Consider the following 15,278-nt stretch of genomic DNA (forward strand, 5'->3'; position numbering starts at 1 on the left):
ACCCCTACTACCCCTACCGCCGCCTGCCCGACTTCGCCAGGCTCAACCCGTCCCTCGTCTGACACCGCCGACGGACAGGGCCGGAATCGGCTCGATCAGTAGACGTCGCGCACGTAGCGTTTGTCGGCGATCAACTGTTTCTTGAACGCGAGCGCGGCGGGTTCGTCGAGTTTGCCGTGGATCTGGGCGAGGCGGAGCAGGGTGTCGTCCACATCCTTCGCCATGCGCGCGGCGTCGCCACAGACGTAGAAATGGGCACCGTCACGCAGCCACGACCACAGTTCCGCACCGTGTTCGATCATCCGGTTCTGCACGTAGATCCGTTCGCGCTGATCCCGGGAGAAGGCCAGATCCAGGCGGGTGAGGAAACCCGAGCGGAACATGTCCTCGAGTTCGGCGCGGTAGTAGAAGTTCTGCGCCGCGTGCTGTTCGCCGAAGAACAGCCAGTTCCTTCCGGTCGCGCCGAGTGCCCTGCGCTCCTGGAGGAAACCGCGGAACGGGGCGATTCCGGTACCGGGGCCGACCATGATCATCGGCGCGTTCGGGTCCAGCGGCGGCCGGAAATGCGGTGCGCGCTGGAGGAAGATGGGGACTTCGGCGCGCACACCGTCGACGCGGTCGGCGAGATAGGTCGAGCACACGCCGCCGCGCCTGGCCGCCGATCCGGCCATGGCCGGATCGCCGTAGCGCACCACGCCGACCGTCAACTGCACCTCGTCGGGGCTGACCAGCGGACTCGACGAAATCGAATACTGGCGCGGCTGCAACTTCTTCATCGTCGCGAGCCAATCGACCAGATCGGCGCGCACCGGGAAATCGCGCAGCACGTCGACGGCCTGGCGATCCCACAGGTAGTTGTCGAGTTCGTTGCGGTTGTCGCGGCGCAGCAGTTTGGCGAGTTGCTGACTCGGATTGTGGTCGGCCACGAAGGTCAGCAGGTCGTGACTGATCTTGGTGATGTCGTAGTGGGTGCGCAGCGCCTGCGACAACGGCACTTCCCCGCCGTCGACCTCGATACCGCGTCGTCCGTCCAGGCCGGTGGCGTCGAGCCATTCGGTCACCAGGGATTCGCAGTTGGCAGGCCATACGCCCAGCGAATCGCCGACCTCGTAGGCGGCGTTCAGCCCGCGCAGGTCGAATCCGAACTGACGCACCTCTTTCGGGGACCCCGGCCGCGACAGCTGTTCGTTGCGCACCAGTGACGTCGTCAGCGGCGCGTGCCGGGTGAACGGCGCGGAATTGTCGCGCCGGGTACGTGCGGGCGCGGGCGCCGAACGGGTCAGCGTCATGGTCGCGCCGCCCGTGGCGATCGGCGCCGCCGCTCTCGGCGCGGGTCCGCCGACCGACACCGTCCCCGGTACCGGGTCGGCGGGACCGGGTTCGGCTCCGCCTCCCGAACCGCCGAGCGCGGCCAGCACGTCGTCGAGCCACCGCTCGGCGGATTCGCGGTAGTCCGGTTCGCTGTCGGTGCGCGTCAGCAGCCGGGTGGCTCCGCGTTCGGCCAGTTTCGTGTCCAGTTTGCGGCCGTGCCCGCAGAAGTCGTCGTAGGAGGAATCACCGAGGGCGAAGACCGCGTAGCGCATACCGGTGAACCGGAGCACGCTGTCGTCGAGCCGATCCCAGAAATCCGCGCCGTTGTCCGGCGGGCCGCCGTCGCCGAAGGTACTGCTGATCAACAGCACATCGCCGGTCAGCACCCCGAGTTCGCACGAATCCATGTCGAGCAGTCTCGGCGCGTAACCGGATTCGGCGAGTCGCTCGGCCACCTCGGCGGCGAATTCCTCCGCGTTGCCGGTCTGGGACGCCCACAGCACCGTGACGGGCGACGTCGGGGTTTCCTCGCTCGCGAAGTCTGCGCTGTCGATACCCGCGCCGCGCGAGTACATGCCCGCGAGCATGCCGTCGATCCACATCCGGCTGCGCGCGGACAGCGGCGCGGATTCGGGTAGCACCGGCTGGCCGACGACCGGAAGCGATTGCAGCGCCGCCAGATATCCGCCCAGGTAGATCTGCTCGACATCGCTCAGTGTCGGGGCGATACCGCTGTCGAGGCCGAGCATGACGGCCAGCGGATGCGCCTGCGCCGCACCGTTTCCGGCCTCGGTGCCGACCACCGCCGGGGTGTCGCGTTCGGGTTCCGGCACCGGCGCGACCCGCCGCAGTGATACCGCGCAGGCCTTGAACTCCGGTTGCAACGACGCGGCGTCCACCGCGTCGTTGGTGACGGCGTTGATGGTCAGGTATTCACCCTGTTCGTCGTTCCAGTGGAAGGGCGCGAAACAATCACCGGGCCGCACGCGGTCGCTGATCTGCACCGGAAGTACCGCCCGGCCACGCCGCGAGGCGATTTCGAGCTGGTCGCCCGGCCGCAGATCGAGCCGTTCGGCGTCCTCGGGATGCACCTCGATGAACGGCTTGCCGTTGAGCTTGTTGAGTTTGGTGATCTTGCCGGTTTTGGTCATCGTGTGCCATTGGTGCTGCAACCTGCCGGTATTCAGCACGAACGGGTAGTCGTCGTCGGGCATCTCGTCCTGCGCCATATGCGGGCGCGGCCAGAAGACGGCCTTGCGGCTCGGCGTGGCGAAAGCCAGGCGCGGACGGTGTCCGGATTCATCGACGAACAGGGTCTGGCTGACACCGTCGTTGAGGTAGCGCACCGGATTACGGCGCGCGCCAGGTTCGGCGCACGGCCACTGCATCGACGATTCGCGCAGCGTGTCGTAACTCATGCCGCGCAGGTCGTAGCCGGTCGCCGGATTGGCGAAACGCTGGATCTCGGCGAAGACCTCGGCGCCGGAGTCGAATTCGAAACCGGGGAAACCCATCGCGGTGGCGATCTGGGCGATCAGCAGCCAATCGGGACGCGCCTGTCCCGCCGGTTCCACCGACTGCTGCAACAGCGTGACATTGCGTTCCGAGTTCACCATCACCGCGTCGGCCTCGGCCCACAGCGTGGCGGGCAGCAGCAGATCGGCATAGGAATTGGTGGCGGTCTCGGTATAGGTGTCCTGCGCGATGACCAGATCGGCGGCCTCCAGACCGGCGATCACGGTTTTGCGATTGGCGACCGAGGCGACCGGATTGGAGCAGATGATCCAGGCGGCCTTGATCGAACCGTCCGCCATCGCGCGGAACATCTCGACGGTGCCTGGCCCGGCCTCGGTGCGCAGGGTGCCCGGCGCGAGATCCCAGGCGGTTTCGACGAAGGCGCGGTCGGCGGCGGCCAGCAGACTGCGCTGGCCCGGCAGACCGGGGCCCATGTAGCCCATCTCGCGTCCACCCATCGCGTTGGGCTGACCGGTGAGTGAGAACGGCCCGCTACCGGGACGGCTGATGGCGCCGGTGGCCAGGTGCAGATTGCACAGGGCGTTGGTGTTCCAGGTGCCGTGGGTGGACTGGTTCAGGCCCATCGTCCACAGCGACATCCATTCGCCCGCCTCGGCGATCATCGCGGCGGCGGTCCTGATGTCGGCCTCGGCGAGTCCGGTGATCCCGGCGACCACGTCCGGGGTGTACTCGGCGAGGAATTCGGGCATCGCGGCCCAGCCCTCGGTGTGCTCGGCGATGAATTCCTCGTCGATATCGCCGTTGGTCACCAGCAGATGCAGGATGCCGTTGAGCAGTGCCAGATCGGTGCCGGGTTTCAACTGGAGGAACAGGTCGGCGCGCGCGGTGGTGTCGGTGCGCCTCGGATCGACGACGATGAGTTTCGCGCCCGCTTTGAGCCGGTCGACCATGCGCAGGTAGAGGATGGGGTGGCAGTCGGCCATATTCGCGCCGATCACGAAGAACAGGTCGGCGTGCTCGAAATCGTCGTAGGAGCCGGGCGGTCCGTCGGAGCCCAGCGACTGCTTGTAGCCGGTGCCCGCACTCGCCATGCACAGGCGCGAGTTCGCCTCGATGTGGACGGTGCGCAGGTAGCCCTTGGCCAGTTTGGTCGCCAGGTACTGCGCTTCCATCGACATCTGACCGGAGACATACAGCGCGATCGCGTCGGGCCCGTGTTCTTCGAGGATGGCGCGCAACCGGTCGGCGGCTTCGGTGACCGCGGCGTCGACCGAGACCGGCACCGGGGCCTGGCCGCGCTCGGGCCGACGGTAGGCGGTCTCCATCCGGCCGGGCGTCTTCATCAGTTCGAGGTGGGTCGCGCCCTTGGTGCAGAGCCTTCCCGCGTTGGACGGATGGGATTTGTCGCCGCTGACCTTGGTGATCATCGGTTTACCGGTGGCGTCGGGGGCGGTCTGCACGGTGATTCCGCAGCCGACGCCACAGTAGGAGCACGCCGTGTTGGCGGTGCCTCCCGTGCGAGCCGTTACTGCATCCGACATGCCTCCGATAATGGCCATCGGCCGTTGCGTCGCATTTACCCAGCGTTATCGCTAGATGACAATTAACCTCACGGCGTGAATCCACGGCGGTGAGATCACCGGAGGGGCGGGTGTCCGTCGGCCCGAACAGCCCTGCTGACCTGCGTCGATGACGGCCGGTTCGCGCGATGGTCGGTGGCGCGAACCGAAACCTGTGTCATGTTGTCGCCGTCGACCGGGCTGACGTGAGTGTCGTCACTGCGATTGCCAGGAGGCGATCGACTAGAGCTTGTAGGCCCGGTGCAGCGCGACGATGCCGCCGGTCAGATTACGCCATTTCACCGAGGACCAGCCCGCGTCGGCGATCCGCATCGCGAGCTGTCGCTGGTTGGGCCAGGCCCTGATGGATTCGGCCAGATAGACGTAGGCGTCGGGGTTGCTGCTCACCGCGCGCGCCACCCGGGGCAGCGCCTTCATCAGGTATTCCATGTAGACGGTGGTGAACACCGGGACCACGGGTGTGGAGAATTCACACACCACCAGCCTGCCGCCGGGTTTGGTGACGCGCAGCATCTCGCGCAGCGCCCGCGGGGAGTCCGAGATATTGCGTAGGCCGTAGGAGATGGTCACCGCGTCGAAGGAGTCGTCGGCGAAAGGCAGCGCGGTGGCGTCGGCCGCGACCATCGGCACATCGCGGAACTGACCGGCGGCGAGCATGCCCTTGGAGAAATCGGCGGCCAGGCACCACGCGCCCGACCTGGCGAGATCGAGCGTGGAGATGCCGGTGCCCGCCGCGAGGTCGAGGACGCGCTCACCGGGGCGCGGTGCCACCGCTTTGCGGACCGCCCACCGCCAGTACCTGTCCTGGCCCGCCGAGATGACGGTGTTGGTGATGTCGTACCGCTTCGCGACCCCGTCGAACATCGACGCGACCTCGTGCGGCTGCTTTTCGAGCGAGGCCCGAAACGATTCCCGCTGCTCTGTTTTCGCCACGGGTTCGACCCTAGTGCGCGGGCCGCCCGCGCGACCACGTCGACGGCCCGAGCGCGCTGGCACGTCGCGCCGTCGTGGCAGGTCGGACGGGGTGCGCGGTGATCGGCCGCACAGCCGCCGCGGCTCAGGCCGTGTGCGGCAGCCTGACCCGCATACCGGTCACCTCGCCGTAGTGGCCCATCAGTTCGGCGCAGATCGCGGGCCAGGTGCGGTGCAGGACCGATTTGCGGGCCGAATTCGCGAATCTGGCCCGGATCTCGGGGTCGCGCAGCGCGCCGACCGCGCTCGGCAGCAGTTCCTCGAAGCGGTCGACCGGGAGCAGATAGCCGTTGCGGCAGTGCGCGATCAGATCGCGCGGGCCGCCCGCGTCCGGGCCGATGACCGGTACGCCCGCGGCCAGCGCCTCCTGCACGCCCTGGCAGAACGTCTCGTGCTCGCCCGCGTGCACCATGACGTCCAGGCTCGCGTACGCCTGTGCCAACTCGGCGCCGCCGAGTTCGCCGGTGAACACCGCGTTCGGCATGAGCCTGCTCAGCGCCGCCCGGTCGGGTCCGTCACCGACGATCACCAGTTGGATATCCGGATCGTGGGCGAGAACCGCGAGTCGCTCGACATGTTTCTCCGGGGCGAGCCGTCCGACGAAACCGACCAGCAGCCGCTGCGAACCAGCCAGCCAGCCAGCCCGCGTCCGCGCGGATCGCGCCGACGGTGCGAACCGGGCGATATCCACACCTCGGCCCCAGCGGTGCACGCGCGGGACACCGTGTCTGCGCAGATCCTCGGCCGCCGCGCGCGAGGGTGCGAGAGTTCTGGTCGCGCCCTCGTGGATGCGCCGCGTCCAATGCCAGGCCGCCTTGGCGGTCAGTCCGAGGCCGTAGCTCTTGGCGAATCCGGCGACATCGGTCTGGTAGACGGCCACCGTCGGCAGATCGAGGCGAACGGCCGCGCCGAGCCCGCCTGCCCCGAGCAGGAACGGCGAGGCCAGATGCACCACGTCCGCGCCGAACTCCCCGATCGCGGCCGTGATACCGGGTTGTGGCAGCCCCACCGGCAGCGAACTGATCTTGGGGACCATTACCGCTGGCACCCGGTGCACCCGGAAACGGCCGTGGTGACGCGGGGCCGGGGGCATTCCGCGCGGGGTGTCCGGCGCGATGACGAGCGCCTCGTGACCGTGCCGATCCAAGTGGTCGATGATGTGGAGGACAGAGTTGACGACGCCGTTCATATTCGGCAGGAACGACTCCGAAACGATGGCTACGCGCACCACTTCAGCGTGACCGCCGGAACGCGCCGACCCGCCACGCCGACGTGACGATCGAGAAAACGTCCGGCGAACTATTGGAGCGCCGGATCCGAGCGCGTCGAAGAGTCGCTGGTCAGAGGGCTCGCGCCGTCATCGACGCGGCGTCGACGGCCCATTCGGGTGAGAATCCACAGGGTCGGGAGCGCGAGCAGCCAGGCGACGACGATCACCGACAGCGCGGGCAGCAGCGCGACGCGCACATCGCGGCCCGCGACCCGGACCAGATCGGGATCGGCCCGGTTGTACTCCACATTGATGCGCTCACCCGCGGTGAGATTGGTCGGATACAGCACGCCGACCTTGGGATTGTGGGTTTCCCCGTCCGGAGTCACGTAGATGACCGCCGACCGCAGCCGTCCCGCCGAAAGCACCTCCGCGGTGGTCACCCCCTTGTCGGAACTGATCAGGTAGTCGTTGCGCCACGCGGCGAGTACGAGCAGACCCATCAGGACGCTGACCACCGCCGCCGCGATGCAGACACCGAACTTCGCCCGCCTCAGACGAACGGCCCGCCTTTCGGACTGGCTGGTTTCCGACACAGCGACAGGCTACCGACCGATTCGACTAGCGTGAGCGCCCATGTCCCGAAAATTCAGCTTCACCGTGCCCTACGCTGTCCCGGTCGAAGATCTCCACCGGGCATTGACCGGCGACGGCGTCTGGCACGCCAGATTCGCCGAGGCCGAAACCGCGACTTTCGACCTCTCCCATCCCGAGGGTGCGGGCACCATTCGCATCCACATGACCGAAACCGCGCGCAGGGACAAGGTTCCCGCCATCGTGCGCACGGTGCTCAAGAGTGATCTGGTCCTCTCGCGCACCGATTACTGGCAGACGCTCGACGGCGAACTCGCCAAGGGCGTCTTCGAAGCCACGACCACCGGCGTCGCGGGCGAGATGACCGGCGCCTACACGCTGCGCCCCACCGCCGAGGGTTCCGAGATCGAGGTGGTCGGCACGGTGAAGGTGAAGGTTCCGCTGGTCGGCGGGGCCATCGAGCCACTGGCCGAACAGCTCTACCGCAAGGTGATCAACAGCGAGCGCACGTTCGTCGAGCAGTGGGTGACCAGCCAGGCCAGCGCCTGACGACGCCGCGAATTCGGGCCCGTGACCGGTGACGGTGACGGGCCCGAATCGTTTCGCTATCCGCCGGCATCACCCGCTGTCACTATCCCCCGAAGGCCGCCGGATCGAATTCCTTCGGCTCGACCAGCACCAGCCAGTTCCCGGAATTGTCACGGATGATCGCCTCGACGCCGTAGGGCCGTTCCGCCGGCGGCGCGACGAATTCGACGCCCTTGGCCGTCAGATCCTCGAACGCCTTCTGACAGTTCTCGGTTCTCAGTCCGAGCGCGCCGTGTGTGCCGTTGGCCAGCGAGCGCCGGATCGCGTCGGCGAGATTGTCGTCCAGCGGCGGCCCGGGAATCATCAGGGTCACCTCGAGTTCGGGATGATCCGGATGGACGATGGTGACCCAGCGGAACCCGTTGTCGCCCATCGCGATATCGGTGGCTTCCACGAATCCGAGATTGTCGATGTACCACCGTTTGGCCGCGTCCTGATCGGTCACGTACACCGTGACCAGCGAGATATTGGAAATCGTCGTCATGGGAACAGGCTATTTCGGTTCCGGTTCGGCGGGCTTCTCCGAAATTGCGGTGTCGCGTCGATTCACTCGCGGGTGCGGTCGGACAGGCCGTGCATGAAGACGTAGCAGCCGGGAATGCGCGGCGCGCCGTCGGCGAATTTCGCCTGGTATTCCGAGGGGGCGACGCCGACGAGCTGCCGGAATTTGGTGCTGAAGGAACCGAGACTGGTGTAACCGACGAGCATGCAGACCTCGGTCACCGTGAGATTCGTGGCGCGCAGCAGATCCTGGGCGCGCTCGATCCGGCGTTCGGCCAGGTAGAGCGCCGGTGTGCGGCCGTAGACGGCGGTGAACGCGCGCAGGAAATGGTATTTGGACACCCCGGCCGCCGCGGCCAGCTCATCGAGATTCAGGGGGTCGGCGTACCGGCGATCGGCCAGATCCCGTGCCTTGCGCAGATGCGGCAGCAGGTCGAATGCGGGCAGCCCCCGTGCCTGCGGTTCGGTCATGGCCCTCACCCTCGGGATGTCAGGAGAACGGCTGTAGTTCGTCCATGCGCATCGAGCCACGGCCCGCCAGCCGCCAGGCTCGCGCGGTGAGGTCGAGATCCTCGTCGGTGACGAGATTTCCCATCACTCGAACGGCGGTGCGCTGCAAGTATTTCGAGCGCATCACCGGGGGACCGCCGAGTGGGACCATGCGCGGGTGGGTGGCCAGGCCCGCGATGCGGCGCGCCACCGAGAACGTGCGCCCATAGCACGCGCGCAGCAACTCGGGCCAGACCCGGGTGAGATCCGGTTCGTCGAGCAGGCCCGCGAGCATATGGCCGCCTTCGAGGCCGTAATCGATGCCCTCGCCGTTGAGCGGGTTCACGCAGCCCGCCGCGTCGCCGATCAGCACCCAGTTGCGGCCCGCCACATTCGACACCGCACCGCCCATCGGCAGCAGCGCCGACGCGATCGCCCGCAGTTCGCCTTCGAACTGCCATTCCTCGTAGCGCTGCGAAGTGTAGTGCCGCAGTAGGGGTTTCAGCGCGATGTGGGAAGGTCGAGCCTCGGTCGCCAGTGAACCGACGCCGATGTTGACCTCGCCGTTGCCGAGCGGGAACACCCAGCCGTAGCCGGGGACGAGTTCGCCCTCGGCATCACGCAACTCCAGGTGCGAGGTGATCCACTGGTCGTCGCTGCGCCCGGATTTTATGTACGCGCGCGCGGCGGTGCCGTAGGCGTAGCGGCGGTGCCAGGTTCGGCCGAGTAGTTTGCCCACGGGGGAGCGGACCCCGTCGGCGACCACGAGACGCTCGCAGGCGATGGTGCGCGAGCCCTCCGCGGTCTCGACCGTCACGCCGGTGACACGATCACCGTCGCGAGTGACTTCCACCACCTTTGTGCCGTCCAGCATGCGCGCGCCGGACTTCACCGCGGTCTCGCGCAACTTGTCGTCGAGTTCGGTTCGGGGAACGGCGCTTCCGTAGGTCGGGAAGGATCCGGCGGGCCAGCTCAACAACGCCTCACGGCCGAAACCGGTCATTCGGAGGCCGTGATTGACGGTGTGGGCGCGCACCCATTCGCCGAGTCCGAGATGTTCGAGTTCCTTTGTCGCGCGCGGAGTCAGCCCATCGCCGCAGGTCTTGTCCCGTGGGAAGACCGCGGAATCGATCAGCAGCACATCGCGGCCCGCGCGCGCGGCCCACGCGGCCGAGGCCGACCCGGCCGGGCCCGCGCCGACGACCAGCACCTCGGCCCTGCTCGGCAGCGCGTCGCCATCGCCGCTCGCGGGAGTGACATCCGGTGAGCCCATGCGCTCATACTTGCAGGGCGCTCGCGCCGATGTCGACGGCGGACCCGTCCTCGGTGGCGGATCACTCACGCCACGGCTGGTGATCCTGCCGAGGCGAATATGTGGAAAAGTGGGCGGTACGCCGTGGAGTGACCGTGTTCATGGGCCGCGCGGCGCGGACACGCTAGGTTCTTCACCGTGGGGTCGGACGCATCGCTGGGAGAAGAGATGAGCACATCGGCTGTGACAGAGCAGAGCACGGTGGTGGCCGGGGTCGATCTCGGTGACACCGAGCTGGCGTCGACCGTGCGCAATGCCCTGGAACAGGTCGAGAAACTGCTCATCGACGAACTGTCCGACGGCGAGGATTTCCTCCAGGAAGCGGCTCTGCACCTGGCGCGCGCGGGCGGTAAGCGTTTCCGTCCGCTGTTCACCGTTCTCACCGGTCAGCTCGGACCCAATCCCACCGATCCGGCGTTGATCACCGCGGGCACCGTCGTCGAACTGGTGCATCTGGCCACCCTGTACCACGACGACGTGATGGACGAGGCCCAGATGCGTCGCGGCGCACCGAGCGTGAATTCGCGCTGGGGCAACAACATCGCCATCCTGGCGGGCGATTACCTGTTCGCCCACGCCTCGCGGCTGACCTCGACCCTCGGCCCCGACGCGGTGCGCATCATCGCCGAGACGTTCGCCGAGCTGGTCACCGGTCAGATGCGCGAAACCATGGGCGCGCGCGAGTCCCAGGATCCGGTCGAGCACTACCTGCGTGTGGTCTGGGAGAAGACCGGCTCGCTGATCGCCGCTTCCGGCCGTTTCGGCGGTACCTTCTCCGGCGCCGACACCGCGCACGTCGAACGGCTCGCCCGGCTCGGCGACGCGGTCGGCACGGCCTTCCAGATCTCCGACGACATCATCGACATCTCCTCGGCCTCGGAGCAGTCGGGCAAAACTCCCGGCACCGACCTGCGCGAGGGTGTGCACACCCTGCCGGTGCTGTACGCGTTGCGCGACGAGGGCCCCGAGGGTGATCGGCTGCGCGTCCTGCTCGCCCGTCCGCTGGAATCGGACGAGGAGGTCGCCGAAGCGCTCGAACTCCTCGCCCGCTCCCGGGGGATGGCGCTGGCCAAGGAGAAGTTGCAGGGGTACGCCGATGTCGCGCACGCCGAACTGTCCGCGCTCCCGCCCGGTCCCGCCAACGACGCGCTCGAGCGTCTGGTGCGCTACACCATCGAGCGGGTGGGCTGACCCTCCCCCCTGCTGCCGCGCCGCTGTTACCGATCAGGAACCTTTCCCCGACTCGCGTCGTTGACCTGGTGTGATGCAATCGGCGGTGGGTGATATCGGACGTCGGTGACATCGACGTGCGGCCCATCGCGACAACCGATGTCGTGAGCTCGCGGGTGACTCGTGCCCGGGCGGCGACGAGTCACAGCCGGAGAGGCGGAACAGGGCGGATATGCACGGGTATGCGAATGGGCTGAAGACGTTCGGTCTGATGGTCGGTCTCTCGGCGCTGATCGTCTTCGCCGGAGCCATGTTCCGTAGTCCCACGATCCTTGTCTTCGCGATCCTGCTCGCCGTCGGGGTGAACGCGTACGCGTACTTCAACAGCGACAAACTCGCGCTGAAGGCGATGCGCGCGCAACCGGTCAGCGAACTGGAGGCGCCGGTCATGTACCGGATCGTGCGCGAACTCGCGACGACGGCGCGCCAGCCGATGCCGCGGCTCTACGTCAGCCCGACCAACGCCCCCAACGCCTTCGCCACGGGGCGGAGTCCGCGCCACGCCGCGGTCTGCTGCACCAGCGGAATACTCCAGATTCTCGACGAACGGGAATTGCGGGCGGTGCTCGGTCACGAGTTGTCCCACGTCTACAACCGCGACATCCTCATCTCCTCGGTCGCGGGCGCGCTCGCCGCCGTCATCTCGGGTCTGGCCAATCTGGCCTTCTTCGCGTCGATATTCGGCGGCCGTGGCAACGGTGAGGGCCCGAATATCATCGGGGTCTTCCTCGTGTCGCTGCTCGGCCCGATCGCCGCGACCCTGGTCAAACTCGCCGTCTCCCGTTCGCGGGAATACCAGGCGGATCAGTCCGGCGCCGAATTGACCGGCGATCCGCTCGCCCTGGCCTCGGCACTGCGCAAACTCGAGCGGGGTGTGCAGGCCGCCCCGCTGCCGCCGGAACCGCGTTTGACGGCCCAATCGCATCTGATGATCGCCAACCCGTTCCGCGCGGGCGATCGCGCCACCCGCTGGTTCTCCACCCACCCGCCGATGGCCGATCGCATCGCTCGTCTGGAGGAGATGGGGGGCGGTCCGCACCGGCACTGATCCACCGGCGCCGATCAGGGCGGTAGAAAGCGAAAGAGCGAGCTGTTCGCGCGTTTTCGCGTAATCAGCTCGCTCATTCGTATTCGGGTGGCAGGTGTAGGATTCGAACCTACGTAGGCTTTCACCGACAGATTTACAGTCTGCTCCCATTGGCCGCTCGGGCAACCTGCCGTCGCGCTTCTCGGCGCGCAAGTGAGCTTACAACGTACCCCTCCCGAAATTGCAAACCGGCTGGACAGTGCCCTGCCGTAGTGCCCGTGCGATGCGACGGGGACGGTCGTCGGCGGGTAGAACTGACAGTGGCCGTATTCCGGTCGAGGTGAGCCCGTAGGACTGTCAGGAACAGGAGCGCAGTGTGGCCGATTCGTCTTTCGATGTCGTCAGCAAGGTCGACCGGCAGGAGGTCGACAACGCCCTGCACCAGGCGGAGAAGGAGTTGAACACCCGCTACGACTTCCGCGGCACCGGCGCGACGATCGAGTGGTCCGGCGAGGAGAAGATCGTGCTCACCGCGGAGGCGGAGGAGCGGGTCAAAGCCGCGCTCGAGGTCTTCAAGGAGAAATTGATTCGCCGCGATATCTCGCTCAAGGCGTTCGACGCGGGCGAGCCGCAGCCGTCGGGAAAGACCTACAAGATCACCGGCACGCTGGTCCAGGGGATCGACGCCGAACACGCCAAGAAGATCTCCAAGAAGATCCGCGACGAGGGCCCCAAGGGCGTGAAGGCGCAGATCCAGGGTGAGGAGCTGCGCGTCAGCAGCAAGAAGCGCGACGATCTGCAGGCGATCATCTCGCTGCTGAAGGGCGAGGATTTCGGAATCGCCCTCCAGTTCGTGAACTACCGCTAGCCGGTGGCGGGCGGCCACCGGATCGGTGGCCGCGAAAACCGCTCTGACCACCCGGTTTGGAACTGCGACCGGTAGGTGTGTAACCTCGTTCAAGACTTCGCCGCGCCGAAGTCGAGCAAGTGGTTTTCGGTGCGGAGCTAGTCATGCCCCCTTAGCTCAGTCGGCAGAGCGTTTCCATGGTAAGGAAAAGGTCAACGGTTCGATTCCGTTAGGGGGCTCGCCGGATTGCCGGTGGTGACCGACTCGGCATCGCTAAACGTTCCCACGTAAGAGGGAGCCGGGCGCGTCATCCAGGCAATGCGTCCACGTGGCGGTGTAGCTCAGTCGGTAGAGCAAACGACTCATAATCGTTGTGTCGCCGGTTCAAGTCCGGCCATCGCTACCATAGAACCGATCAGACCATCTGGTTGACCGAAAGAAGGAATATCGTGGCCGCGAAGTCCACCGATGTCCGGCCAAAGATCACCTTGGCCTGCGAGCAGTGCAAGCATCGCAACTACATCACCAAGAAGAACCGCCGCAATGATCCGGATCGGCTGGAACTGAAGAAGTTCTGCCCGAACTGCGGAACCCACCGGGCGCACCGCGAATCCCGCTAGTCCATTCGACGCGTGCCGCTGCCGCGTGATTGGGCACCGGGTTCGAATCCCGGTTATCTCGGACGTGAAGCTGCGAAGGGCCGGACAGATATGTCCGGCCCTGAGTGCGTTTACGGATTCGACGGTGGTGGTTGACCGCGAGCGACAGTTACTCACAGCCCGCGAAACGCGGACAGGTAGCCGAGCGTCTGCGAGGCCGTGTCCGCTCCGCCGAGACCTCGCGTTGCGGGGTCAGATAGGTACAGTCCTTCCGTGACAATGAACACCGGTACAGCAGAAGCGGTCCAGGCGAGCGAGGCAGATTTCGACCCCGCCGCTCACGCGGCGGCGATGGTCGGTCACCACTACCGCGTCGACGACTACTACGAAGTCGGCCGTGAGAAGGTTCGCGAATACGCCCGCGCCGTGCAGGACTACCACCCGGTGCACTGGGACGAGGACGCCGCGCGCGAATACGGCTACGACGGGCTGCTCGCGCCGCTGACCTTCATCTCCCTGGTCGGCATTCTGGCCCAGCGCAAGCTGTTCGAGACGATCGTCACCGGTTACGACCTCAGCCAGATCATGCAGACCGACCAGATCCTGGAATTCCATCGCCCCATCCGGGTCGGTGACCAGCTGACCTGCGATGTCTACCTGCATTCGTTCCGGCAGGCGTTCGGCGGCGACATCATCGTCACCAAGAACACCGTCACCGCGCAGAACGACGAGCTGGTGCTCACCACCTACACCACGCTCATCGGACGCAGCGGCGGCGATATCGACCCCGATCTGACCGGCGCGGTGCGCAATGTGCTGATGCACGGCATCGACGAGGAAGCGCCCGCGCATCGCCCGCGCACCGTGGTGCCCGGCGCCGCCGCACCCGCCCCGGTCACCGCCGTTCCCGATATCGCGCCGAGCAAGAGCGCGCTCGCGTTCGAGGACGTCGCCGTCGGCACCGAACTTCCGCCGCGCACCGTTCGCCTGACCCGCGGCGATCTGGTGAACTACGCGGGCGTCTCGGGCGACGCGAACCCGATCCACTGGAGTGACGAGGTCGTCGGACTCGTCGGCCTCGACAATGTGGTGGCGCACGGCATGCTCTCGATGGGTCTCGGCGGCGGTTTCGTGACGTCGTGGCTGCGCGATCCCGGTGCGGTCAAGGAGTACAACGTCCGCTTCACCAGCCCGGTCTACGTCGGCTCGGAAGAGGCCGCCGAGGTGGAGTTCACCGGCAAGGTCAAATCGGTGGATCCGCAGACCCGGACCGCGGTGATCGCCATCGTGGCGAAGTCGGCGGGCAAGAAGATCTTCGGGCGCGCTACCGCGACGGTCGCGCTGGCCTGATCGGGGCCGCGTACCCCGCCTGACCTGGTCGCCCGACCCGGATTGGCTATCTGCGCGGGCGGTAACGTAGACTCAGGTTTCTGGGGTCACCAGCCGCTGCGCGCTGCTCTACGGGGCTGGTTCCAGACGGTCCGGAGTGATATCCCTGGAGGATTTCTTCGGGGTCGTCACGGGGCCTGCAACCGCCGGAGT

General features: G+C 66.9%; 13 protein-coding genes and 3 tRNA genes. 8 read left to right on the top strand and 8 right to left on the bottom strand.

Going from position 1 to position 15,278, the window contains the following annotated elements:
* Positions 1 to 95: 95 nt before the first annotated feature.
* The 4 genes from JZ792_RS27630 to JZ792_RS27645 form a co-directional block, all read right to left on the bottom strand.
* Positions 96 to 4,328, bottom strand: a complete 4,233-nt coding sequence (locus JZ792_RS27630; protein WP_216914901.1) for a bifunctional nitrate reductase/sulfite reductase flavoprotein subunit alpha — start codon at positions 4,326 to 4,328, stop codon at positions 96 to 98.
* 261 nt (positions 4,329 to 4,589) lie between these two features.
* On the bottom strand, positions 4,590 to 5,300 hold the full coding sequence (locus tag JZ792_RS27635; protein WP_216914903.1) for a demethylmenaquinone methyltransferase: 711 nt from the start codon (positions 5,298 to 5,300) through the stop codon (positions 4,590 to 4,592).
* 124 nt (positions 5,301 to 5,424) lie between these two features.
* A complete protein-coding gene (locus tag JZ792_RS27640) occupies positions 5,425 to 6,567 on the bottom strand; it encodes a glycosyltransferase family 4 protein (RefSeq protein WP_216914905.1) in 1,143 nt (380 codons plus the stop codon).
* 71 nt (positions 6,568 to 6,638) lie between these two features.
* Entirely contained in the window at positions 6,639 to 7,145 is a 507-nt protein-coding gene (locus JZ792_RS27645; RefSeq protein ID WP_308165487.1) for a DUF3592 domain-containing protein, read from the bottom strand.
* A 40-nt stretch (positions 7,146 to 7,185) separates the two neighbouring features.
* Here JZ792_RS27645 and JZ792_RS27650 point away from each other — a divergent pair, with 40 nt between their 5' ends.
* On the top strand, positions 7,186 to 7,692 hold the full coding sequence (locus tag JZ792_RS27650) for a DUF2505 domain-containing protein (RefSeq protein WP_216914907.1): 507 nt from the start codon (positions 7,186 to 7,188) through the stop codon (positions 7,690 to 7,692).
* Positions 7,693 to 7,774: 82 nt separating this feature from the next.
* Here JZ792_RS27650 and JZ792_RS27655 read toward each other — a convergent pair whose 3' ends face one another.
* The 3 genes from JZ792_RS27655 to JZ792_RS27665 all read right to left on the bottom strand — a co-directional run bounded on the left by JZ792_RS27655 (position 7,775) and on the right by JZ792_RS27665 (position 9,994).
* Positions 7,775 to 8,215 (bottom strand): VOC family protein, encoded by a 441-nt coding sequence (locus JZ792_RS27655; RefSeq protein WP_216914909.1) that lies wholly within the window; start codon positions 8,213 to 8,215, stop codon positions 7,775 to 7,777.
* A 62-nt stretch (positions 8,216 to 8,277) separates the two neighbouring features.
* Complete coding sequence (locus tag JZ792_RS27660) at positions 8,278 to 8,703, bottom strand: helix-turn-helix domain-containing protein (RefSeq protein ID WP_216914911.1); 426 nt, start codon at positions 8,701 to 8,703, stop codon at positions 8,278 to 8,280.
* Positions 8,704 to 8,722: 19 nt separating this feature from the next.
* Positions 8,723 to 9,994, bottom strand: coding sequence for a geranylgeranyl reductase family protein (locus JZ792_RS27665; protein WP_216914913.1), 1,272 nt, complete (start codon positions 9,992 to 9,994; stop codon positions 8,723 to 8,725).
* Positions 9,995 to 10,201: 207 nt separating this feature from the next.
* Here JZ792_RS27665 and JZ792_RS27670 point away from each other — a divergent pair, with 207 nt between their 5' ends.
* Positions 10,202 to 11,224 (top strand): polyprenyl synthetase family protein, encoded by a 1,023-nt coding sequence (locus JZ792_RS27670; RefSeq protein WP_254190446.1) that lies wholly within the window; start codon positions 10,202 to 10,204, stop codon positions 11,222 to 11,224.
* A 211-nt stretch (positions 11,225 to 11,435) separates the two neighbouring features.
* Entirely contained in the window at positions 11,436 to 12,311 is an 876-nt protein-coding gene (htpX, locus tag JZ792_RS27675; RefSeq protein WP_216914915.1) for a zinc metalloprotease HtpX, read from the top strand.
* 88 nt (positions 12,312 to 12,399) lie between these two features.
* On the opposite strand, the gene JZ792_RS27680 is transcribed toward htpX, so the two are convergent.
* Positions 12,400 to 12,482, bottom strand: a tRNA-Tyr gene (locus JZ792_RS27680).
* A gap of 184 nt (positions 12,483 to 12,666) precedes the next feature.
* Between JZ792_RS27680 and JZ792_RS27685 the strand changes: the two genes are divergently transcribed.
* The 5 genes from JZ792_RS27685 (at position 12,667) to JZ792_RS27705 (ending at position 15,086) form a co-directional block, all read left to right on the top strand.
* Entirely contained in the window at positions 12,667 to 13,158 is a 492-nt protein-coding gene (locus JZ792_RS27685; RefSeq protein ID WP_109528836.1) for a YajQ family cyclic di-GMP-binding protein, read from the top strand.
* 145 nt (positions 13,159 to 13,303) lie between these two features.
* Positions 13,304 to 13,376 (top strand) — tRNA-Thr (locus JZ792_RS27690).
* 91 nt (positions 13,377 to 13,467) lie between these two features.
* Positions 13,468 to 13,543, top strand: a tRNA-Met gene (locus JZ792_RS27695).
* Between the two features lie 43 nt (positions 13,544 to 13,586).
* Positions 13,587 to 13,757 (top strand): 50S ribosomal protein L33, encoded by a 171-nt coding sequence (rpmG, locus tag JZ792_RS27700; RefSeq protein ID WP_011211653.1) that lies wholly within the window; start codon positions 13,587 to 13,589, stop codon positions 13,755 to 13,757.
* 258 nt (positions 13,758 to 14,015) lie between these two features.
* On the top strand, positions 14,016 to 15,086 hold the full coding sequence (locus JZ792_RS27705; RefSeq protein WP_216914956.1) for a fused (3R)-hydroxyacyl-ACP dehydratase subunits HadA/HadB: 1,071 nt from the start codon (positions 14,016 to 14,018) through the stop codon (positions 15,084 to 15,086).
* Positions 15,087 to 15,278: the final 192 nt, after the last annotated feature.

Origin of the sequence: Nocardia noduli (genome assembly GCF_019038455.1) — a bacterium.
Classification (GTDB): domain Bacteria; phylum Actinomycetota; class Actinomycetes; order Mycobacteriales; family Mycobacteriaceae; genus Nocardia; species Nocardia noduli.

What these genes read in the sequence shown, in the direction of transcription:
- htpX (WP_216914915.1), top strand. Translation starts at nt 11,436, where the DNA reads ATGCACGGGTATGCGAATGGGCTGAAGACGTTCGGTCTGATGGTCGGT.
- JZ792_RS27660 (WP_216914911.1), bottom strand. Translation starts at nt 8,703, where the DNA reads ATGACCGAACCGCAGGCACGGGGGCTGCCCGCATTCGACCTGCTGCCG.
- JZ792_RS27650 (WP_216914907.1), top strand. Translation starts at nt 7,186, where the DNA reads ATGTCCCGAAAATTCAGCTTCACCGTGCCCTACGCTGTCCCGGTCGAA.
- JZ792_RS27665 (WP_216914913.1), bottom strand. Translation starts at nt 9,994, where the DNA reads ATGGGCTCACCGGATGTCACTCCCGCGAGCGGCGATGGCGACGCGCTG.
- JZ792_RS27630 (WP_216914901.1), bottom strand. Translation starts at nt 4,328, where the DNA reads ATGTCGGATGCAGTAACGGCTCGCACGGGAGGCACCGCCAACACGGCG.
- JZ792_RS27705 (WP_216914956.1), top strand. Translation starts at nt 14,016, where the DNA reads ATGAACACCGGTACAGCAGAAGCGGTCCAGGCGAGCGAGGCAGATTTC.
- JZ792_RS27670 (WP_254190446.1), top strand. Translation starts at nt 10,202, where the DNA reads ATGAGCACATCGGCTGTGACAGAGCAGAGCACGGTGGTGGCCGGGGTC.
- JZ792_RS27655 (WP_216914909.1), bottom strand. Translation starts at nt 8,215, where the DNA reads ATGACGACGATTTCCAATATCTCGCTGGTCACGGTGTACGTGACCGAT.